The 19,223-nt window shown below is 66.7% G+C and carries 23 protein-coding genes; 13 read left to right on the plus strand and 10 right to left on the minus strand.

All coding sequences use genetic code 11. The annotated features are described in order from the left end of the window. The first annotated feature begins 187 nt into the window (after positions 1–187). The 5 genes from AC07WJ_RS10880 (at position 188) to AC07WJ_RS10900 (ending at position 5,727) form a co-directional block, all read left to right on the plus strand. A complete protein-coding gene (locus AC07WJ_RS10880) occupies positions 188–454 on the plus strand; it encodes a hypothetical protein (protein WP_494934579.1) in 267 nt (88 codons plus the stop codon). A gap of 366 nt (positions 455–820) precedes the next feature. Beyond that, entirely contained in the window at positions 821–2,401 is a 1,581-nt protein-coding gene (gene pehA, locus AC07WJ_RS10885) for a phosphoric/sulfuric ester hydrolase PehA (protein WP_494934580.1), read from the plus strand. Between the two features lie 65 nt (positions 2,402–2,466). Continuing rightward, the gene (locus tag AC07WJ_RS10890) at positions 2,467–4,110 is read left to right on the plus strand and encodes an ABC transporter substrate-binding protein (RefSeq protein ID WP_494934581.1); all 1,644 of its coding nucleotides are present in this window, start codon (positions 2,467–2,469) and stop codon (positions 4,108–4,110) included. Between the two features lie 252 nt (positions 4,111–4,362). Then, on the plus strand, positions 4,363–4,983 hold the full coding sequence (locus AC07WJ_RS10895) for an antibiotic biosynthesis monooxygenase family protein (RefSeq protein ID WP_494934582.1): 621 nt from the start codon (positions 4,363–4,365) through the stop codon (positions 4,981–4,983). 225 nt (positions 4,984–5,208) lie between these two features. After that, positions 5,209–5,727: a hypothetical protein gene (locus tag AC07WJ_RS10900; RefSeq protein WP_494934583.1), complete on the plus strand. Its 519-nt coding sequence runs from the start codon at positions 5,209–5,211 to the stop codon at positions 5,725–5,727. 34 nt (positions 5,728–5,761) lie between these two features. On the opposite strand, the gene AC07WJ_RS10905 is transcribed toward AC07WJ_RS10900, so the two are convergent. The 3 genes from AC07WJ_RS10905 to AC07WJ_RS10915 form a co-directional block, all read right to left on the minus strand. Next, positions 5,762–6,556: an enoyl-CoA hydratase/isomerase family protein gene (locus AC07WJ_RS10905; protein ID WP_494934584.1), complete on the minus strand. Its 795-nt coding sequence runs from the start codon at positions 6,554–6,556 to the stop codon at positions 5,762–5,764. 110 nt (positions 6,557–6,666) lie between these two features. Next, positions 6,667–7,743 (minus strand): COG3904 family protein, encoded by a 1,077-nt coding sequence (locus AC07WJ_RS10910; RefSeq protein ID WP_494934585.1) that lies wholly within the window; start codon positions 7,741–7,743, stop codon positions 6,667–6,669. Positions 7,744–7,904: 161 nt separating this feature from the next. After that, the gene (locus AC07WJ_RS10915; RefSeq protein WP_494934586.1) at positions 7,905–8,495 is read right to left on the minus strand and encodes a helix-turn-helix domain-containing protein; all 591 of its coding nucleotides are present in this window, start codon (positions 8,493–8,495) and stop codon (positions 7,905–7,907) included. 129 nt (positions 8,496–8,624) lie between these two features. On the opposite strand from AC07WJ_RS10915, the gene AC07WJ_RS10920 reads away from it, so the two are divergent. The 6 genes from AC07WJ_RS10920 (at position 8,625) to AC07WJ_RS10945 (ending at position 13,112) form a co-directional block, all read left to right on the plus strand. Further along, positions 8,625–9,383 carry an ABC transporter substrate-binding protein gene (locus AC07WJ_RS10920; protein ID WP_494934587.1) on the plus strand — a complete coding sequence of 253 codons (759 nt, stop codon included), beginning with the start codon at positions 8,625–8,627 and terminating at the stop codon, positions 9,381–9,383. Positions 9,384–9,475: 92 nt separating this feature from the next. Continuing rightward, positions 9,476–10,129 carry an amino acid ABC transporter permease gene (locus AC07WJ_RS10925; protein ID WP_494934588.1) on the plus strand — a complete coding sequence of 218 codons (654 nt, stop codon included), beginning with the start codon at positions 9,476–9,478 and terminating at the stop codon, positions 10,127–10,129. Between the two features lie 10 nt (positions 10,130–10,139). Then, a complete protein-coding gene (locus AC07WJ_RS10930) occupies positions 10,140–10,871 on the plus strand; it encodes an amino acid ABC transporter ATP-binding protein (RefSeq protein ID WP_494934770.1) in 732 nt (243 codons plus the stop codon). A gap of 13 nt (positions 10,872–10,884) precedes the next feature. Further along, entirely contained in the window at positions 10,885–12,183 is a 1,299-nt protein-coding gene (locus AC07WJ_RS10935; RefSeq protein WP_494934589.1) for an NAD(P)/FAD-dependent oxidoreductase, read from the plus strand. Between the two features lie 204 nt (positions 12,184–12,387). Continuing rightward, on the plus strand, positions 12,388–12,732 hold the full coding sequence (locus AC07WJ_RS10940; RefSeq protein WP_494934590.1) for a hypothetical protein: 345 nt from the start codon (positions 12,388–12,390) through the stop codon (positions 12,730–12,732). A 137-nt stretch (positions 12,733–12,869) separates the two neighbouring features. After that, positions 12,870–13,112, plus strand: coding sequence for a hypothetical protein (locus AC07WJ_RS10945; protein ID WP_494934591.1), 243 nt, complete (start codon positions 12,870–12,872; stop codon positions 13,110–13,112). A gap of 33 nt (positions 13,113–13,145) precedes the next feature. Here AC07WJ_RS10945 and AC07WJ_RS10950 read toward each other — a convergent pair whose 3' ends face one another. From AC07WJ_RS10950 to groL, 4 genes are all read right to left on the minus strand, one after another. After that, complete coding sequence (locus tag AC07WJ_RS10950; RefSeq protein WP_494934592.1) at positions 13,146–13,883, minus strand: hypothetical protein; 738 nt, start codon at positions 13,881–13,883, stop codon at positions 13,146–13,148. 134 nt (positions 13,884–14,017) lie between these two features. Then, entirely contained in the window at positions 14,018–14,875 is an 858-nt protein-coding gene (locus AC07WJ_RS10955) for a transglutaminase-like domain-containing protein (protein ID WP_494934593.1), read from the minus strand. Between the two features lie 81 nt (positions 14,876–14,956). Further along, the gene (locus AC07WJ_RS10960; RefSeq protein WP_494934594.1) at positions 14,957–15,235 is read right to left on the minus strand and encodes a hypothetical protein; all 279 of its coding nucleotides are present in this window, start codon (positions 15,233–15,235) and stop codon (positions 14,957–14,959) included. Positions 15,236–15,338: 103 nt separating this feature from the next. After that, positions 15,339–16,964, minus strand: a complete 1,626-nt coding sequence (groL, locus tag AC07WJ_RS10965; RefSeq protein WP_494934595.1) for a chaperonin GroEL — start codon at positions 16,962–16,964, stop codon at positions 15,339–15,341. 771 nt (positions 16,965–17,735) lie between these two features. Between groL and AC07WJ_RS10970 the strand changes: the two genes are divergently transcribed. Together AC07WJ_RS10970 and AC07WJ_RS10975 are read left to right on the plus strand one after the other, a co-directional pair. Then, positions 17,736–18,062, plus strand: a complete 327-nt coding sequence (locus AC07WJ_RS10970) for a hypothetical protein (protein ID WP_494934596.1) — start codon at positions 17,736–17,738, stop codon at positions 18,060–18,062. Positions 18,063–18,159: 97 nt separating this feature from the next. Continuing rightward, positions 18,160–18,408 (plus strand): hypothetical protein, encoded by a 249-nt coding sequence (locus AC07WJ_RS10975; RefSeq protein WP_494934597.1) that lies wholly within the window; start codon positions 18,160–18,162, stop codon positions 18,406–18,408. 54 nt (positions 18,409–18,462) lie between these two features. Here the strand turns inward: AC07WJ_RS10975 and AC07WJ_RS10980 are convergent, their stop codons facing one another. The 3 genes from AC07WJ_RS10980 to AC07WJ_RS10990 are packed head-to-tail and all read right to left on the minus strand — an operon-like array spanning position 18,463 to position 19,203. Beyond that, positions 18,463–18,600, minus strand: coding sequence for a hypothetical protein (locus AC07WJ_RS10980; protein ID WP_494934598.1), 138 nt, complete (start codon positions 18,598–18,600; stop codon positions 18,463–18,465). A gap of 31 nt (positions 18,601–18,631) precedes the next feature. Next, positions 18,632–18,895: a DUF1488 family protein gene (locus AC07WJ_RS10985; RefSeq protein ID WP_494934599.1), complete on the minus strand. Its 264-nt coding sequence runs from the start codon at positions 18,893–18,895 to the stop codon at positions 18,632–18,634. 41 nt (positions 18,896–18,936) lie between these two features. Next, a complete protein-coding gene (locus tag AC07WJ_RS10990; RefSeq protein ID WP_494934600.1) occupies positions 18,937–19,203 on the minus strand; it encodes a hypothetical protein in 267 nt (88 codons plus the stop codon). Positions 19,204–19,223 lie beyond the last annotated feature (20 nt).

Consider the following 19,223-nt stretch of genomic DNA (forward strand, 5'->3'; position numbering starts at 1 on the left):
AGGCGCGGCCTTCATTCCGCGCGCATGGGCGTGCATTCCCCGCGCATGAGCGCGTCCTGGCCGGCGAAAGGCTGGTCGATCTGCCGCAAAAAAAATCGGCCTCGGCGCCTGAACCTTTTGGCGGCCCGCCACCACCCATGGAGGACCGGGGCGCTGGAGCCCCTCTGGACACCGACAGGAGCCGACCATGACCCGCTTCAAGACCCTCGCCCTTGCCGCCCTCGCCGTCTCGGCGCTGACTTTCGCCTCCGCCCCGCAAGCCGAAGCCCGCGGCCGCGGCGTCGGCTTCGGCCTCGGCGCGCTCGCCGCCGGCGTGGTGGTCGGTGGCGCCGCCCTCGCCATCGCCAATTCCAACGCTTACGCCGCGCCGGCCTATGGCGACTGCTACATGACCCGCCAGTGGGTCGATACGCCCTACGGCCCGGTGCGTCGCACGGTCCGCGTCTGCGATTGATCCAAAGCCGCCTCCAACCTCTCCTGATATGCCTCGAACCCTGGCTCCGGCCGGGGTTCTTGGCATTGGGGCTCTTGGTATCGGGGCTTTTGGTATCGGGGCTCTTGGCATCGGGGCTCTTGGCATCGGGGCTCTTGGCATCGGGGTTGCCGGGCCTCCGGCCCTGGCGTTTCGGTCTCGCCCGTGCGCTTGGCCGCCCATGATCGACAAGGCCGTCAAGGCGCCGGGTGTCCAGGTGACGGCGCGGCCGATGGGCGTCGGGCCCGGCCATGCCGCTTCCGCCGCATTCGTCGCCGGGGCCATCCCACCTGTCATCCGCCCGTTGTGAAGTCGCCCTAGCTGGTCGGCCTCGACGTGGAGGGCATCTTGGGCCGACGGAACGTATTACTCATCGTGGTCGATCAATGGCGGGCGGATTTCGTGCCCGAGCTGATGCGCAGCAAGGGCAGGGAGCCGTTTCTGCGCACGCCTCATCTCGATCGTTTGTGCCGGGAAGGCGTGACCTTCGAGAACCACGTCACCACCGCGGTGCCCTGCGGTCCGGCGCGGGCGAGCCTGTTGACCGGCCTCTATCTGATGAACCACCGGGCGGTGCAGAACACCGTTCCCTTGGACGCCAGGCATTTCAACCTCGGCAAGGCGCTGCGCGAGCTCGGTTATGACCCGGCCTTGATCGGCTACACGACGACAGCGCCGGATCCGCGCACGACGTCGCCGAACGATCCGCGCTTCCTGGTGCTCGGCGACCTGATGGATGGCTTCCGTTCGGTCGGCGCCTTCGAGCCGAACATGGACGGCTATTTCGGCTGGGTCGAGCAGCAGGGCTTCGAGCTGCCGGCGCGGCGCGAAGAGATCTGGTTGCCGGAAGGCGAGGACTCGGTTCCCGGCGCCACCGAACGGCCCTCGCGGCTGCCGAAGGAATATTCGGATTCCTCGTTCTTCACCGAGCGCGCGCTGACCTATCTCAAAGGGCGCAACGGCAAGCCGTTCTTCCTGCATCTGGGCTATTACCGGCCGCACCCGCCTTTCGTCGCGCCGGCGCCCTATCACGCCATGTACCGGCCGGAAAACATGCCGGCGCCGGTGCGCGGTAAGACCTGGGCGGAGGACGCGGCCCAGCATCCCCTTTTGAAATTCTACGTCGAAAATATCGGCAAAGGCTCGTTTTTCGAGGGCGCGGAGGGCCAGGGCCATACGCTCAGCGAAGCCGAGCTGCGCCAGATGCGCGCCACCTATTGCGGCCTGATGACCGAGATCGACGACTGCCTCGGCCGGGTCTTCGCCTATCTCGACGAGACCAAGCAATGGGACGACACGCTGGTCGTCTTCACCAGCGACCATGGCGAGCAGCTCGGCGACCATCACCTGCTCGGCAAGCTCGGCTTCTATGACGAGAGCTTCCGCATTCCTTTCGTCGTCAAGGCGCCGGACATGGCCGCCAAGGGCGGGCGGATCGAAAACGCCTTCACCGAAAGCGTCGACGTCATGCCGACGATCATCGACTGGCTCGGCGGCGAACCGCCGCGCGCCTGCGACGGCCGCTCGGTGCTGCCGCTGGTCCATGGCGAAAGGCCGGCCGACTGGCGCACCGAACTGCATTACGAATATGACTTTCGCGACGTCCATTATTCGGCGGCGCAGACCAGCACCGAACTGCACATGGACGAGGCGAGCCTCTGCGTCGTGCAGGACGCCAACTACAAATACGTCCACTTCGCGGCCTTGCCGCCGCTGTTCTTCGACCTCAAGGCCGATCCGCACGAGTTCAACAATCTCGCCGGCGACCCGGCCTATGCCGGCCTGATGCTCGGCTTCGCCCAGAAGATGCTGTCCTGGCGGATGATCCATGCCGACAAGACGCTGACCCACTATCGCGCGACGCCGCACGGCCTGGAGCGGCGCGATCCCGAGACCGGCGTCCCGGTCCGGCTGCGCACGATCGCCTGACACGTTCGAGCCTTCCGAAACCGGCCCAGGCCGGCGACATCCCTCATTCGACCCAGGAGACAATGATGCCCATCATGACCCGTCGAAGCGCTCTCGGTTACGCCGCCGGTGGCGCCGGAGCCCTTGTCCTGCCGCGCTTTGCCATCGGCCAGCCTGACAACCGGCCCTCGATCACCATCGCGGTGCAGAAGGTGTCCAATTCCAATACGCTGGACGTGCTGCGCGAGCAGTCCAATGTCGGCGAGCGGATCTTCTTCTCGTCCCTGTGGGAGGGCCTCATCGACCGCGCCTGGACGGCTAAGCTCGAGGCCGTCCCGTCGCTGGCGACCGACTGGAAACGCCTCGACGACAAGACCATCGAGCTGAACCTGCGCCGCGGCGTCAAGTTCCACAACGGCGACGAGATGACCGCCGAGGACGTGGCCTTCAGCTTCGGCAAGGAGCGCATGTTCGGCGACAGCCAGCCGTCGGCGGGCACCACGATCTCGATCACCGAGCAGGCGCCGAACAGCCGCTCGGGCAAGGAACTGCCGCCGGAGATTCCGGCGGTCGCGCGGCGCGGCTGGCCGGCCTTGCTCGGCGTCCAGGTGGTCGACAAATATACCGTCCGCTTCATCAACGGCACGCCCGACATCACGCTCGAAGGCCGCATTTCCCGCTACGGCAGCCAGATCACCAGCCGCCGCGCCTGGGCCGAGGCGCAGTCCTATCTGGACTGGGCGCGCAAGCCGGTCACCACAGGCCCCTATAAGGTGGTGGAGTTCAAGGCCGACAACATGCTGGTCCTCGAGGCCCATGACGAATATTGGGGCGGCCGCCCGCCGCTGAAGCGCATCCGCTTCCTCGAAATTCCGGAGGTCGCCTCGCGCATCAACGGTCTGCTCTCGGGCGAATTCCAGTTCGCCTGCGACATTCCGCCGGACCAGATCGAGCAGATCGAAAAGAACCGCGCCTTCGAGGTTCAGGGCGGCACCATCCTCAATCACCGCCTGACCGTGTTCGACAAGAACCATCCGCAGCTGGCCAATCCGCTGATTCGCCGCGCCATGACCCATGCCATCGACCGCGAGGCAATCGTCGCGGCCTTGTGGTCGGGCCGCACCGTGGTGCCGCGCGGCCTGCAGTGGGACTATTACGCCGACATGTTCATCGCCGACTGGAAAGTGCCGGACTTCGACGTCAAGCTGGCGCGCGATCTGGTCAAGCAGGCCGGCTACAAGGGCGATCCGATCCCCTATCGCCTGCTCAACAATTATTACACCAACCAGGCGGCGACCTCGCAGGTGCTGGTCGAGATGTGGCGCGCGGCCGGTCTCAACATCGAGATCCAGATGAAGGAAAACTGGGCGCAGATCCTCGAGAAGACCCCCTCGCGCGCGGTCCGCGACTGGTCGAACTCGGCGCCGTTCAACGATCCGGTGTCGTCGCTGGTGGCCCAGCACGGCCCCAACGGCCAGCAGCAGCAGGTCGGCGAGTGGACCAATGCCGAAATGAACACGCTGTCGGTCGGCCTCGAATCGAGCATGGACCAGGCTCAGCGCAAGGTGATGTTCCGGCGCATGCTGGAAATCTGCGAGCGCGAAGACCCCGCCTATACCGTGCTGCATCAGAACGCGACCTTCACCGCCAAGCCGAAGTCGATCCAGTGGAAGGCCTCGCCGGCTTTCGCGATGGATTTCCGCGAAGGCAATTGGGGCGGCCGGAGCTGAGCGGGCAGAAGCCGCCGGCCAGGATCTGACCGGCGGCCTGCCGGCCCGTCCACGGGGAGGAGAGCGTTGGCGGCCGGTGCCGCCGACGCGTGTCGGCCGGATCGACCAATCGAACGCGCCCGACGGCCTTGTCCGTGAAGGGCGGATCATGGGCGCCCGGCGGATCCGGCCGGTGACGGCCGTCGCAAACCATGGCATTGCCTTGTCCAGCCATTGATCCCGGCGGCAATGGCTTTGCCTGGGGAGCCACGGATGATCGGACTGTTTTTCGAGGTCACGCCCAGGCCGGGCCATGAACAGGCCTATTTCGACATCGCGGCCGGCCTGCGGCCCGAACTCGACAAGAACCCGGGGCTCCTGTTCATCGACCGGTTCAAGAGCCTGACCACGCCGCGCATCATCCTGTCGCACTCGCATTGGCGCGACGAGGCGAGCCTCGCCGGCTGGCGCACCCAGGCCAAACATCACGTCGCCCAGGTCGCGGGGCGGCAGCAGCATTTCGAGGACTATCGCCTCAGGATCGCCCAGCGGATCTGGGAATGGCGTCCCGATGCGGGCATCGGCCGCGGCAGCACGGACAACAGCTACAACGATCCGCAGCTGCAGCCGGAACGGTTCCTGATCGCCGCCACGGCGACGTCGGAAGCCGCCTGCGGGCGTGACGGCGAGGTGCTTTCCAGCGTCTATCGCGACAATGAATTCATCCTGCTGAAGGCGGCGGCGAGCCTCGCGGAAGGGCTCGTGCTGGCCGAGGCGCTGTCGGCGGCCGGACAGATGACCTCGGTTCGCCTGTTCCTGGTCTCGCGCGACTACGGCATGTACGACCGGCGCGAGGCGCCGCAATATTATCCGCCGGTGGCCAGGGATCGTTGACGATGGGCCGGCGGCACCTCCTCGCGTTTCGGGCGCGAGGGTCGCCTCCCACTTTCGCCCGCGGGTCGAAATCAAGCCCCGGTCGCCGGGGCTTCGTGTCGCGGGGAACCGGCTTGCCCTTTGTCAGGAACACTTTACCTCTCGGTCATGGCAATGTTCCGACGGTTCGTTATCGCTGGTGTTTTCTCCCTTGGGCTCGCGTCGACCGGGCTGGCGCAGGACGACATGCCCGCCGCCTTGCGCCGCTGCTCATCGATCACTGAAGACCTGACCCGGCTGGCCTGTTTCGACGCGGTGGCGCGCTCGGTCGCGCCGGCGGCACCGTCGGCCGGCGAGGCCAGGGGGACCTGGGACATTCAGACGCGGCCGGGCTCGGTGGTCGCCAGCCAGCGTCCGGCCGGGCCGCCGAGCGAGGACGATATCAGCCTCGTCGTCGGCTGCACCGGCGGGGTGACCAGCGTGTCGGTTCGCCGGCAACCGGTCGTCGCCCGCAGCGCCTCGACGCTCGTGACCGTCCATGTCAACGACCGGCTGCTGGACAGCGACCTGTGGACGACCTCGGCCGACCTTCGATCGGCATCCATGCCCGGGGACGCTGCGGCCTTCCTGCGCGGGCTGCCGAGCGAAGGCGAACTGATGATCCGGCTCGAAGGCTCGCGCGGCTTTCGCTTCGAGGGAACATTCGCGTTGCGCGGCCTCGATCAGGTCCGTCGCGCCGTCGGCCAGGCCTGCCGGTGGCCGTGAGGCGCGGGCAACCCGGCGGAGGCGCCGGACGAGATCACCGGCCGGTCCATTTGGCGTCGCGCTTCTCCAGGAAGGACGCGACGCCTTCGGCATAGTCCTGGCCGGTCATCGCCAGCAGATACTGGTCGCGGTCGAGCCCGCTGGTCGCCTGCGCCAGGGCATTGGCATAGAGGTCGATGCCCTGCTTGCACATGCGCACCGAGACCGGCGGCAGGCTCGCCGCGCGGCGCGCGAATGTGGTGGCGACGGCAACGGCCTGGCCGTCATCGGCGACCTCGTCGGCGAGGCCCCAGGAGACCGCGCGGGCCGCGTCGATCCGCTCGGCCAGGACGACGATGCGCTTGGCCTTGGCCGGGCCGACCACATTGACCATGCGCGGCAGCGAGCCCCAGCTCATGTTCATGCCGCGCTCGATCTCGGGCACGTAGAGGGTCGCGCCGCGGCCGACCACGCGCAGGTCGAGCGAGACCGCGAGCGCCACGCCGCCACCGACGCACCAGCCTTCGATCGCCGCGACGGTGAAAGCCTCGATCTCGGCCCAGGCCCGGCACATGCGCGGGCCGATCGAAACCAGCTCGCGCCGTTCGGCCAGCCCGGCATCGAGCCGGTCGCCGGCCGCCTTGAGGTCGAAGCCGAGCGAGAAACGATCGGGCCGCCCGGTGAGCACCACGGCCGTCACGTCGCGGTCGCGCTGCAGGCCGAGAGCGCAGTCGTGCAGAGCCTGCATCGCCTCGATCGACAAGGCGTTGGCCGCGGTTCCGGTGTCGAAGACGACATGGGCCAGGCGGCCGTTGTCGGAGCGGGTTACGGCGACGGGATCGATGACCATGGACGGCGTTCCCTCGATTGTGCTGGTGCGCCGGGATGAGAGGGCGCCGGGCGGGCGAATGCAAGGACGGAGGTCGGCCCGACCTTCCGGCCTATCGCCGGCGCATGCGATCAGCGGCTGGTGGCCCGTTGCTCGATCGTGACGCTGTTCTCCGAGACGATCAGGCCGTTCGGCGTGGTGAAGTCGACGCGCATGTTGATACGCGAGGCTCCCTGCGACGACGCGCCGCGCTGGCCATTCGCGGTTATCCAGTCGACGACGGCGGTGAAGTCGCAGATATCGCCACTGCAGGCGATGCTTTCGGGCTCGCCACGGACCGCGTAACGGCGGCTCGGCCAGCGCTCGATGAAAATCACATTGGTGATGACGACCTGGGCCCGGCTCTTGATTTCGCCGAAATAGTCGACGCTGCCGCCATAGACCGAGCGGACATAGTCGATCGCCGCTTCATTGTTGTTGTTGCTGGACATGGCGCTGAAGTGATTCTGGATGAAATAGCGCGTCCGTGTCCGCAGGTCGCTCCTATAGGCCTCGGGTGGCAAGGCCGGCCGCTCGGCGGGGGCCGGACCGGCGCCGCGGGGCGGTGGCGCGGGGGTCGGTGCGGGTGGCGCGGCGGCGGTCTGCGGCTGCTGGGTCTCGTCGAAATGCCGGACGTCGATCTGATGACGCCGGGCGTCTTCGAAGGTCAGCCAGGCCATGTCACCCGGGTCCGGCCGCGTGATGTAGACCACAGCGGCCGTCGGCAAGCCGAGATGATTCAGGTAGGAACCGATCAAGGCATTGCCGACCGAGGTGATGTTGCGTCGCTCATCGGACGCGGCGTGAAATCCGACCCTGGCGGAGGTCGTCATGATGCGCGGATTGCCGGCAAGCCAGGCCAGGCCACAGGCGGACGCGCAGAGCGCGCCATCGCCGACGAAAGTTCCGAACCCTTTCAGCCTAATGGCCTTGCCGATTTCCAGGCCGGCGTCGAGGCTGCCGCCGCGGCTCTCGAGCACGACGACCGCACGTCGGAGCGGCAGCACGGTGTCGATGAATTTCTTCTGGTCGCCGAACTCGAAATCGCCGGTGACGTGAACCAGCGTCAGATCCGGGCTGATCGCTTCGAGCTCGATGGTCGCGCCCTGGCTCGCCGTGGCCCAAAGGCAGGCCGCGATGCAGATGAGAACACGTCCCAAGGAGCTCATGTCGACCCGTCCAAGCCTCGCCTCATCGCGGCGGCCGCGAAAAATCTAGCATAGGTTGCGCCGCGATCAATCCGGCCGCCGATGCGCCGGCGTCGGGCCGGCGGCGCAATCTCGAAGCACCTTTGCGGCAAGGCCGGCGCGCGGGCTGCGCCGATCAGCTCTCAGGTCCGGGCATTGACCCAGACGACCCGGGCCTCGCCGTCGCCGGCATTGGCGAAACGGTGCGGCCGCGCGCTCTCGAAGCGGAAGCTGTCGCCGGCCTTGAGCGTCCAGCTGCGCGCGTCGACGGTCAGCGTGATCGCGCCCTCCAGCACGAGACCGGCTTCTTCGCCGCGGTGGCTGTAGGGCTCGTCGCCGGTCGAGGCGCCGGGCGCCAGGATGATGAGAAACACGTTCAGCACTGCATCGGGGCCATCAGGGGTGAGCAACTGCTTGACGATGCCCGAGCGCCAGAGCTGCAGGACGCTGCGCTCATCGGCATGGACGACGATGGTGCCGGCCTCGTCGGACGGCGTGCGCGCCTCGAACAGGCCGGCGATCGGCAGGCCCAGCGCGTCGGCGAGCGAGGCCAGCGCCTTCAGCGAAGGCGACGAAAGGCCACGCTCGATCTGGCTGAGGAAACCGATCGACAGGCCGGCCGTGCCGGCCACCGTATCGAGCGACAGGCCCTTGGCCTGGCGCAGCGCGCGAATGCGGGCGCCCACCTCGCGGTCGACCGTTGCGGGCAAAGGCAGGATCGAAGGCGAGGTCATCGGCGCTTCCGGGCATGTGGCGTCGGCTATTTCATATTGGTGAAATCAGCTTGCCAGCAAGTCTGGATCGTGCACAGATTTTCACGATCATGAAAATGCGGCAGAAGCCGCAGTGAGGGGAAACCAGCCATGAAGCGCCGTACATTCCTGACATCAGCCGGTGCCGGCCTCGCGGTCGCCGCCATCCGGCCGTCTTATGCCCAGACCCCGACGCTGCGCGTCGGCTCCACCGCAACGGGCATTCCCTTCACCTTCCTCGACACCGCGACCAATTCGATCCAAGGCATCATGGTCGATCTCATCACCGAGGTCGGCAAGGATGCCGGGTTCAACGTCGCGGTCGAGGCGATGCAGTTCTCGGCGCTGATCGGCGCGCTCACCTCCAACCGCATCGACATCATCTCGGCCGCCATGTTCGCGACCGCCGCGCGCAAGGAGGTCATCGATTTCTCCGACACGGTCTATACCTATGGCGAGGGCCTGTTCGTGCCGAAGGCCGACGGCACCAATTACACCGCGATCGCCGAGCTCAAGGGCAAGGTCGCCGGGGTCCAGGCCGGCACCGCCTTTGTCGAGCCGCTGAAGAACGCCGGCGTGTTCTCCGACGTCCGCATCTACGAGACCATCCCGGACATCATGCGCGACGTGAACAATGGCCGCCTCGGCGCCGGTTTCGCCGACTTCCCGATCGTCGCCTACAATCTGCAGCTCGGCCGTTTCCCCGAGGTCCGGCTGGTGCGCAGCTACAAGCCGACCATTCCAGGCTCGGTCGCCTTCGGCGTGCGCAAGAGCGACGGCGAGCTGGTCAGGCGGCTCAACACGTCGCTCGCCAAATTGCAGGCCAACGGCACCGTCAAGCGGGTGCTGGCCAAATGGGGGCAGGAATAGGCGAAAGCGCGAAGGCCCGGGTCTAGCCTGCCTGACCGCTCCGGCGGGCCGGATAAGCCCCGCTTCGTCTCCCGTCACGACCAGGATCGTTCATGCAGACCTTTCTCCGGCAAGCCACGGAATTCCTGCCGATCCTGGCCCAGGGCCTCTGGCTGACCGTTTTGGTGACGGTCGGTTCGCTCGTCCTGTCGACCGTGCTCGGCCTGGTGTGGGCGATGATGCGGGTGTCGGGCATCAGGCCGCTGGCGATGACCGCCGCGACCATCGTCAACGTCATTCGCGGCATCCCGATCATCGTGCAGCTGTTCTGGATCTATTTCGTGCTGCCCGATCTCGGCATCACGCTGACCGCACTGCAGGCGGCGATCATCGGGCTCGGCGTCGCCTATTCCGCCTATCACGCGGAGAATTTCCGCGCCGGTATCGAGGCGATCGATCCCGGCCAGATCGAGGCGGCGCAGACCATCGGCATGGGCTGGTGGATGACCATGCGCCGGGTGGTGCTGCCGCAGGCGTTCAAGATCATTCTGCCGCCCTACGGCAACATCATGGTGATGATGCTGAAGGATTCCTCGCAGGCCTCCACCATCACGGTGGCGGAGCTTGCCCAGCAGGGCCGGCTGATCGCCGCCTCGACCTTTCAGAACAGTACGGTCTTCACGCTGGTCGCCATGCTCTATCTCGCCATGTGCCTGCCGCTGATCGGGCTGGTGTCATGGCTCGAAAAGAAGTTCGGGCGGAAGTAGCGTCATGGCCATGATCGAACTCGTCGACGTCGAGAAGAGCTTCGGCCAGAACCACGTGGTGCGCGGCTTCACCGCGCGGGTCGACAAGGGTGAGGTGGTCTGCATCATCGGCCCCTCGGGCTCGGGCAAATCGACCATCCTGCGCTGCATGAACGGGCTGGAAAGCTATGATGCCGGCTCGATCACCATCGAGGGCGTGAAGGTCGAGCGCGGCCAGCGCTCGATCCAGGCGATCCGCCAGCAGGTGTCGATGGTGTTCCAGCGCTTCAACCTGTTTCCGCACCGCACGGCCCTGGAAAACGTCATCGAGGGACCGATCTTCGTCAAGGGCGAGCCGCCGGCGGCCGCGGCCGAGCGGGGCAGGGCACTGCTCGCGCGCGTCGGGCTCGCCGACAAGGAGGCGGCCTATCCCGCCCAGCTCTCGGGCGGCCAACAGCAGCGTGTGGCGATCGCCCGCGCGCTCGCCATGCAGCCGAAGGCGATCCTGTTCGACGAGCCGACCTCGGCGCTCGACCCGGAACTGGTCGGCGACGTGCTCGGCGTGATGCGCAGCCTCGCCGACGAGGGATTGACCATGGTGGTGGTCACCCATGAGATGGGTTTTGCCCGCGAGGTCGCCGACCGCGTCATCTTCATCGACGGCGGGGTGATCGTCGAACAAGGGCCGGCCGCGGCGGTTCTCGGCAGCCCCAGAGAGCCGCGCACGCAGGATTTCCTGCGCCGCGTGCTGCGCCCGATCTGAAGGAATAGCATCCTTGGCCGTACCGTTTCCGCTCGCTCCCTCGCTTTGGGCCACCACCGCGCCGGCGGCCGCGCCGACCCCGCCGCTCGACCAGTCGATCGCGGTCGAAGCCTGCATCATCGGCGGTGGTTATGCCGGCCTGTCGACGGCGCTGAGACTGGCCGAACGCGGCATCGCGGCAGCCGTATTGGAAGCGCGCGAGCCCGGCTGGGGCGCCTCCGGCCGCAATGGCGGCCAGGTCATTCCGGGCGTCAAATATGATCCGAGCGAGCTGAGCGCCAAATATGGCACCGCCGGCGGCGAGGCGTTGACACGTTTCGTCGGATCGACCGCCGACCGGGTTTTCGACCTGATCGCGCGCCATCAGATGGACGTGCCCTTCGTGCGCGCCGGCTGGATCCAGGGCGCCCATACCCAGGCGATGGTCGAGACGGTCAAGCGGCGGGCCGGCGAATGGGCCGCGCGCGGCGTTTCGACGAGGTTTCTCGACCGCGACGCCATGCGCGAGGCGGTCGGCGCCGCGCAATATCTCGCGGGCTGGGAGGACGGCCGCGCCGGCTCTATCCAGCCGCTCGCTTATGCCCGCGGCCTGGTCCGGGCCGCGCTGAAGGCCGGGGCGCAGATCCATGGGGACACGCGCGTCACCGGCATCGTCAAGCGTGGCGAGGTGTTCGAGATCCGGACCACCCAGGGGCCGACGGTGACCGCGCGCCGCGTCGTCGTCGCCACCGGCGGCTATCCGGACGGCCTGATCCCGCGGCTGAACCGGACCATCATCGCACCGAACTCCTTCATCGCCGCCACCGAGCCGCTCAGCGACACTATCGCCAAGACGATCCTGCCCGGCGGCCAGGTGATTTCCGACACGCGCCAGCTGCTGTTCTATTATCGGCGCGATCACACCAACCGCTTCCTGATGGGTGGACGCGGGCCGTTCCGCGAGCCGAAATCGGCCGATGACTGGGCGCATCTGGAGCGCGCGGCGGCGCGGATCTATCCGCAGCTCACCGGGGTGAAGTTCGACCATCGCTGGTGCGGACGGGTGTCGCTGACCCGCGATTTCCTGCCGCATATTCACGAGCCCGAGCCGGGTCTGGTGGTCGATATCGGCTGCATGGGGCGCGGTGTCGGGCTGCAGACCGCCATGGGCGAGGCGCTGGCCGACTATGTCGCAACCGGCGACAAGGCGGCTCTGCCGTTTCCGGTGGTGCCGGTCACGCCGCTGCCGCTGCACGCGCTGCACAAGCTCTATGTCTCGGCGATCATCACCTGGTACCGCATGACCGACGGCGGCCTGAAGGCCTCCGCCTGACCGGCGAGAACGGGCGCCGGGCGTCATCGGAAATCAAGGTCCAGTAATTGCTCAATCATAACGCGATCAAAATGCCGGCTCCGGCCCAATTTTTATTTTGCGGATGGCGGCTTTTACAAGAATAAAACGCGGGCCTGGACCAGCTTGTGCTACGGTCGTGAATTATCGAGATCGATTTCGATTTTGATATCCGAGGATTTCGCGATGAAAACCCCTGATTGGCTGAAGCCAGGACTTTACGGCGCGGTCTGCGGCGCGGCGGCTCTCGCCATTGTCGGCTTCTCGTGGGCCGGCTGGATGACCAAGGGCGGCGCCCGGCAGAATGCTTTCGAACGCTCGCAGACGGATGTGGTCGCGGCGCTGGCCTCGATCTGTGTCGACCAGGCCAAGCGTGATCCGAAGAACGCCGAACGGGTGGCGGCGCTCAAGGCGGCATCGTCCTGGACGCGTGGCGACATGGTCGTGCAGAACGGCTGGGCGACCATGCCGGGCAAGACCGAGGCGGATCGCATGGTGGCGAATGCCTGCGCCGATATCGTCGGCACCTGAACCGCGACAGGGGCGTGCCCCGACTGCGGCGACACGGCGCACGGCCGAGCGGCGCAGGCTGCCGGCCGTGGTCCCGCTCCCGAGGCCGCGGCGAGGCAGGCGCTCTCCTGCAAGCTCATTGGCGAGGACAATACGCCATGCCGGGTGACACCAAGCACATCAAGAACCTGCACGGCCTGCGCGAGCGCTATGTCGAGAACCGGCGGGCGACGATCCGGGACATGCTCGCGGCTTTCGACGACCGCTCCCGCCGCTCCTCGCTGCAGGACAATCTCAGGCTGGTCGACGACCAGCTCCGGATGATCGACGTGGCGCTGGCCGACGAAATCCGGCTGGGCGAGCTACCGGTCGAACAGGCGCCCTCGCTCGCCGGCGAGTGAGCGGCGCGTTCCGATCCGGCGCGGCTCGCGACGTCAGTGAAAGACGCTGGCGTCGTAGACGAACCCCGCCGCGCGGCCGCGCGGATCGGTGACCGAAAGCGCGGTCCAGTCCTCGTCGGCCTCGAAACCCAGATCGATCATCTCGCTCTGGTGCAGGGCGGTGACGCGATAGGCGCCGCTGGCGGCGGCGGTGCAGCCATTGGTGCGCAGAGCGGCGGTGAAGGCGGCTTTCTGGCGCGCGACGGGGGCGGAGCGGCGCTTGGCCTCGGTGATGGCCGCGACCACCTTCATGGCGGCCTCCGGGCTGGGGCAGACATGGCCGCGCCGGGCGCGGGCGGCAATGGTCAGCGTGCCGCCCGGCGCATTGGACGCCAGCCAGCGGGTGAAGGGCGTGCGCGGATGCTGGTTGTTGCCGCGCTCGTTGACCAGCCCGATGACCTTCTGGCCGTCCTGCATGGTGCCGCGGTAAAGCATATAGGTCGCCGGCGTGCCGAATTCGATCATGTCCTGCCGCCTGAGCACCTCGACGATGCGGATCGGTCCGGTATTTTCGACCCGGGCCCGGCAACCGGTCGCGCGATAGCCTGCCTGCATCTGGTTGTGCTGGAGATAATCGACCAGCATGGTCGCGGCGGCGGCTTCGGTCGGGCAGAGATAGGTGGCGTAGTCCTCGGCGATCTCGGGCTGTTCGGGAAGCGGCAGGGCCTGTCCGAGCGCGGGGGCGGCCAGGGACAGGGTCAGCAGGCCAAGCACTGCGCCGAGAGATTTCATCGTCCGGTCCTGTTCATGTCGTCCTGGCGAGCATGTGACCGGCGAAGCGGGCGAAATCTGGGCGGCGTCAGGGAATGGGGCGCGGCTCGCCATGGGCGCGCCGTCGCGCCGCGGAAGGCCGTGTCGCGGTGGCTTCAGCCGGCCACGGGGGGCGGCGAACCGGTCTCGGTCGCGTCATCGAGCGGCAGGCCGGTCACATCATAGGCCCAGACCCGGAACGATTTGAGCACATGCGGGCCGAAGGAGTTGATCAGCGGAATGTCGGCGGCGTCCCGGCCGCGGGCGACCAGGATCCGGCCGATGCGGGGAACATTGTTGCGCGGGTCGAAGGTGACCCATCCGCCGTCGAGATAGACCTCGATCCAGGCGCTGAAATCCATGGGGTCGACGATCGGCACGCCGATATCGCCGAGATAGCCGTTCACATAGCGCGCCGGAATGTTCATGCAGCGGCACAGCGCGATGGCGAGATGGGCGTAGTCGCGGCAGACGCCGATGCGCTCGCCATAGGCCTCATAGGCCGTGCGCGTCGAGCGGGCGTCGAGATAGCCGAATGTGATGTGGCCATGGACGAAGTCGCAGATCGCCTGAACGCGGGCCCAGCCCGGCCGCGACCGGCCGAACATGTCCCAGGCGATCTGGCTGAGCCTGTCGGTCTCGCAATAGCGGCTGCCGAGCAGATAGACGAGGCAGTCGTCCGGCAGCGCGGCGATCGGCACTTCCATCGCCATGGCGTGGATCGGATCACGTTCGCCCGAGACTTCGATCGTGCCGTCGCCCCAGAGCTGGAGGTCGCCGGCCGGCGCGACGAAGCGCCGGCAGTGATTGCCGAACAGATCCCGATAGGTGCTGCTCGGTATCGGTGGCGTGGTGACCAGGGTCTCGGCCTTGCGCAGATCGGCGGCGTGGTCGTCATGCACGGTCAGGAGGCCGACCATGGGGGTCGGCTCGGTGCAGGTGACCGTGATGTCGTAGCCGTAGCGGATCAGCATGATGGTGCAGCTCTCGTTGCCAAGGCGGTCGCAAGGGTCCGATCGCGGCCAGGCCTGATCGCCCGAGGACGCGTCATCGGCTCAGGACGCGACCTTGGTCTTGGCCTTGCGCGCGGCCTTGGCGTTGGCGGCACCCGCGAGCTTCTTGGCGGCGGCCTGTTCGGCCGCCAGTTGGGCGTCGACGGCTTCCTTGGCCTCGCGCAGCGCCTTCAGCCGTTGCATCTTGGCGCCGACGGCATCGCGTGTCGCCTGCTGCGCGGCAACGGTCTTGGCGGACTCGCGCTTGCGCTGCTCGACGGTGTCGAAGCTCGACTGCGCCTTCTGCTTGATCTCGTCGACGGAGAGGCCTCGAAATACCATGGGAACGGCTCCTGGCTGTTGTGATGCGGCGGGTTCCCGCCTGCTGGGGGTAGGGGGCGAGGCGCCGTGGATGCGGCGCCCCGCGTCTGGTCGGTGCCGGGGCTCAGTAGCCGCCCATGCCGGCCGGCGGGCCGGCGGGCGAATCCTTGCCCGGCAGTTCGGCGATCATCGCGCCGGTGGTGATCAGCAGGCCGGCGACCGAGCCGGCATCCTGCAGCGCCGTGCGCACGACCTTGGCGGGGTCGATGATGCCGGCCTCGATCATGTTGACGTAGCGCTCGGTCTGGGCGTCGAAACCGGCATTGGGATCATTGGCTTCCAGGAGCTTGCCGACGACGATCGAACCTTCGACGCCGGCATTCTCGACGATCTGGCGGATCGGCGCTTCGAGCGCGCGCAGCACGATGGAAATGCCGGCCTGTTCGTCGGCGTTCAGGCCCTTGAGCTTCAGGAGCGCGGCCTTGGCGCGCAGCAGCGCGACGCCGCCGCCGGGCACGATACCCTCCTGAACCGCCGCGCGCGTGGCATTCAGCGCATCGTCGATCCGGTCCTTCTTTTCCTTGACCTCGATCTCGGTCGCACCGCCGACCCGGATCACCGCGACGCCGCCGGACAGCTTGGCCAGGCGCTCCTGCAGTTTCTCCTTGTCGTAGTCGGAGGTGGTCTCCTCGATCTGCGCCTTGATCTGGCCGATGCGGGCGTCGATGTCCTTCTTCTTGCCGGCGCCGTCGACGATCGTGGTGGTTTCCTTGTCGATCATCACGCGCTTGGCCCGGCCGAGCATGTCGAGCGTGACGTTCTCGAGCTTGATGCCGAGATCTTCCGAGATCACCTGGCCGCCGGTCAGCGCGGCGATGTCCTCGAGCATGGCCTTGCGGCGATCGCCGAAGCCCGGCGCCTTGACGGCCGCCACCTTCAGGCCGCCGCGCAGCTTGTTGACCACCAGGGTGGCGATGGCCTCGCCTTCGACGTCCTCGGAAATGATCAGCAGCGCCTTGCCGGCCTGGACCACCGCTTCGAGCACCGGCAGCAGCGGCTGCAGGCCGGTCAGCTTCTTCTCGTGGATCAGCAGGTAGGGGTCGTCGAGGTCCACCGACATCTTTTCGGCATTGGTGATGAAATAGGGCGAGAGATAACCGCGGTCGAACTGCATGCCCTCGACGACGTCGAGCTCGGTGTCGGCGCTCTTGGCCTCCTCGACCGTGATGACGCCCTCGTTGCCGACCTTCTTCATCGCCTTTGCGATCATGTCGCCGATGGTCTTGTCGCCATTGGCGGCGATGGTGCCGACCTGGGCGATTTCCTGGGACGACTGGACCTTCTTGGCGCGGCCCTCGATATCCTTGACCACGGTCAGGACGGCGGCGTCGACGCCGCGCTTCAGATCCATCGGGTTCATGCCGGCGGCGACCAGCTTGGTGCCCTCGCGGATGATCGCGGCGGCGAGAACCGTCGCGGTGGTGGTGCCGTCGCCGGCGAGATCGTTGGTCTTGGAGGCGACCTCGCGGACCATTTGCGCGCCCATGTTCTCGAACCGGTCGGCGAGTTCGATTTCCTTGGCGACGGTCACGCCGTCCTTGGTGATGCGCGGGGCGCCGTAGGAGCGCTCGATGATGACATTGCGGCCCTTGGGCCCCAGGGTCACCTTGACCGCGTTGTTGAGGATTTCGACGCCGCGCAGCATGCGGTCGGTCGCGTCATGGGAGAATCTAACGTCCTTGGCGGCCACGGTTCGGTACTCCAGGGTATCGGTTCAAATGGGTGATGAAAGCAAAGGGTCGGGAAAGGCAGGTGCCAGCGATCGGCTGGCCTGGATCGTGCGGGCCATGATCAGGGTGTCGGACCCGGCCATGGTCGAAAAGCCGTTGGCGACCGATCGGAATTGACGGGTCGGACATGTCTCCGTGGGAACGGTCTCGCCGGCGCGCGAGATGCGCGCCGCGGCCGCTCGGGATGCAGGGACCGGGCGTCGTTCAGGACGCCGATGATCCAAGGCGCCCAAACATCTTCAAGGTGCCCAAGCATCTTCAAGGTGCCCAAGCATCTCCAAGGCGCCCATGCATCTCCTTCGCCACATCCGGGAGCTGATCCCACCCCTGGATCCAGACCTGGCCGTCGCGGCATGGGCACGACCCTGGGGCATGTGGGCGGAATGTCGCGCCGGTTCTTTCTGGTTGGGCACGAGAACCTGTTTCGTCAATATAGAGCCTTTGGCACTCCAATGATAGGAGTGACAAAATATATTCGGTGCGACCGATTTGGTTTTTCGGCGCCTTTTTTAGCGGGCCTCAAGATTTTTTCGCGGAAATCCGATCGAGAAATTTGGTGGACGATCGACAGTGGCGGCACAATATTGTCGAGAATTACATTCCATAGAGGCAGGTTTGGCGATAATCTGATGGCGGTTGCGACGCGCTCGGCGCGGTAGCCGGCCGCTGCCGGATCGGCGGCGCCAGGGTAGGCCGTCCCCGATCGGCTCCGGACAGATGGCGGTTTCGCGATGGTTGAAAAGACGACGGATCTCGACGGGCGTCGTGGCATGGCGGCGCAAAAGGCGACCGAATTGCGCCGATTGCGGATCGAGGTGGAGAATGACCAGGCCGCCTTGCGCGGGCGCCAGGCGGCGCTCGAGAAGTCGCTCGCCGCGGCCCCTGCCGGCGGCTGGCCGGAGGCGGCCGAGAAGGCGCGTTATCTGATCGGGCTGTTCGCCGAGACGCTGGCGGCCGAAGATCCCCGACGCCAGCTTCTGATCAAGTCGCTCTATGCCGATTTCGATCGGCTCCTGGCCGCCCAGGGCCATGACAACGACGACCGCGCGCCGGAGTGAGCGGGCCGTTCGGGCCTTTGCACGCAGGCGAGCTTTGAAAGACGGCGAAGCATTTCGCACCGCCGTTCATCCCGTCGATCATTCAGTCAGGAAGCCAATGGCCCGCGAGACGATCCACGTCGTCCAAGCATATCATGCCAGCAAGAGGGGGGCGCTGAAAGCCGAAACCCCGATCCCCTGCCGGTCGGCGGAGGCGGCGCTGAGAGCTGCCGAACGGCTGGCGCCGCTTCGGCTGGGGGTCGTCGCCTTCACCACGTCGGGCGACGCCGAAATGGGGGATTACGACGACGAGCCGAGCATCATCTTCAAGGCCGGCACCTTGCCGCCGCCGTTCAACGAGGCATGATCGACCGGCCGGCGGGGCCGCAGCGAAGGCCGCGGCCCGCGCGCTCGTCGGGGATTACTTCTTGCGGGCGTTGGCGGTCTCCATCGCCTTCTTCTGCACCGCCGCGAAGCTGCTCACGGCCACCGGCTCGGCGGCCTTCGGCTTCTTCGGTTTCTTGGCTTCGCGATTGCCCTTTTTGTCGCCTCTGGCCATGGCCGTTCTCCGGTTTGCGTGAAGTCAGATGTCAGATGTCTGAGGCGGCGAGCCGATAGGAGCTCTGGCGGCCGCGGCCATAGGCCACGCCCGCCGCCGCCTGGATGCGGCCGCGATTGGCGTCGAACACGCCGAGCATCGAGGATTCGTCGCCGCGAATGTCCGGATTGAGGCTGCGCAGCGCATCCTCGCCAATATGAAACGTGAATTCGAAGGTGGAATCATAACCCCAGAACGAGATGCTGCGTCGCGCCGCATCGAAACTGCGACTGGTATTGGGGAAGGAAATGGCCATCGGTGGTCCCTTCATGGACAGGTCGCCGTGACGGGCGGCAGTCAGATGGTTTCGTCGGTATCCCTCAGAAAGGCCCGGTCGAAGTCGGCGCGGTCGATGGCGACATGTTGGGCTGTCGCCTGCGATGCCGCGATCGCCGGAAGGCGCAGCCGGGTGGCGACGCGCCGATAAGCGAGCCGCGATATCCCCTCGATCAATTCTTCATCCGTGTCGACGATATACTGGCCTGAGGGCTGAATTTCGTCGACGTTGCTCAGTTTGAACGGCTTCGTAAACGTGTAAGTCTCGCTTGTCGTTCGGATCGTCACGGAATGACACCTTGGGTGAA

The organism is Phreatobacter sp. GW821-FHT04C01 (assembly GCF_059420385.1).

Excerpts from the sequence above, each read along its gene's own strand:
- AC07WJ_RS10880 (WP_494934579.1), top strand. The coding sequence starts at position 188 with ATGACCCGCTTCAAGACCCTCGCCCTTGCCGCCCTCGCCGTCTCGGCG.
- AC07WJ_RS10890 (WP_494934581.1), top strand. The coding sequence starts at position 2,467 with ATGCCCATCATGACCCGTCGAAGCGCTCTCGGTTACGCCGCCGGTGGC.
- AC07WJ_RS10895 (WP_494934582.1), top strand. The coding sequence starts at position 4,363 with ATGATCGGACTGTTTTTCGAGGTCACGCCCAGGCCGGGCCATGAACAG.
- AC07WJ_RS10900 (WP_494934583.1), top strand. The coding sequence starts at position 5,209 with ATGCCCGCCGCCTTGCGCCGCTGCTCATCGATCACTGAAGACCTGACC.
- AC07WJ_RS10905 (WP_494934584.1), bottom strand. The coding sequence starts at position 6,556 with ATGGTCATCGATCCCGTCGCCGTAACCCGCTCCGACAACGGCCGCCTG.
- AC07WJ_RS10910 (WP_494934585.1), bottom strand. The coding sequence starts at position 7,743 with ATGAGCTCCTTGGGACGTGTTCTCATCTGCATCGCGGCCTGCCTTTGG.
- AC07WJ_RS10915 (WP_494934586.1), bottom strand. The coding sequence starts at position 8,495 with ATGACCTCGCCTTCGATCCTGCCTTTGCCCGCAACGGTCGACCGCGAG.
- AC07WJ_RS10920 (WP_494934587.1), top strand. The coding sequence starts at position 8,625 with ATGAAGCGCCGTACATTCCTGACATCAGCCGGTGCCGGCCTCGCGGTC.
- AC07WJ_RS10925 (WP_494934588.1), top strand. The coding sequence starts at position 9,476 with ATGCAGACCTTTCTCCGGCAAGCCACGGAATTCCTGCCGATCCTGGCC.
- AC07WJ_RS10930 (WP_494934770.1), top strand. The coding sequence starts at position 10,140 with ATGATCGAACTCGTCGACGTCGAGAAGAGCTTCGGCCAGAACCACGTG.
- AC07WJ_RS10940 (WP_494934590.1), top strand. The coding sequence starts at position 12,388 with ATGAAAACCCCTGATTGGCTGAAGCCAGGACTTTACGGCGCGGTCTGC.
- AC07WJ_RS10945 (WP_494934591.1), top strand. The coding sequence starts at position 12,870 with ATGCCGGGTGACACCAAGCACATCAAGAACCTGCACGGCCTGCGCGAG.
- AC07WJ_RS10950 (WP_494934592.1), bottom strand. The coding sequence starts at position 13,883 with ATGAAATCTCTCGGCGCAGTGCTTGGCCTGCTGACCCTGTCCCTGGCC.
- AC07WJ_RS10955 (WP_494934593.1), bottom strand. The coding sequence starts at position 14,875 with ATGCTGATCCGCTACGGCTACGACATCACGGTCACCTGCACCGAGCCG.
- AC07WJ_RS10960 (WP_494934594.1), bottom strand. The coding sequence starts at position 15,235 with ATGGTATTTCGAGGCCTCTCCGTCGACGAGATCAAGCAGAAGGCGCAG.
- AC07WJ_RS10970 (WP_494934596.1), top strand. The coding sequence starts at position 17,736 with ATGGTTGAAAAGACGACGGATCTCGACGGGCGTCGTGGCATGGCGGCG.
- AC07WJ_RS10975 (WP_494934597.1), top strand. The coding sequence starts at position 18,160 with ATGGCCCGCGAGACGATCCACGTCGTCCAAGCATATCATGCCAGCAAG.
- AC07WJ_RS10980 (WP_494934598.1), bottom strand. The coding sequence starts at position 18,600 with ATGGCCAGAGGCGACAAAAAGGGCAATCGCGAAGCCAAGAAACCGAAG.
- AC07WJ_RS10985 (WP_494934599.1), bottom strand. The coding sequence starts at position 18,895 with ATGGCCATTTCCTTCCCCAATACCAGTCGCAGTTTCGATGCGGCGCGA.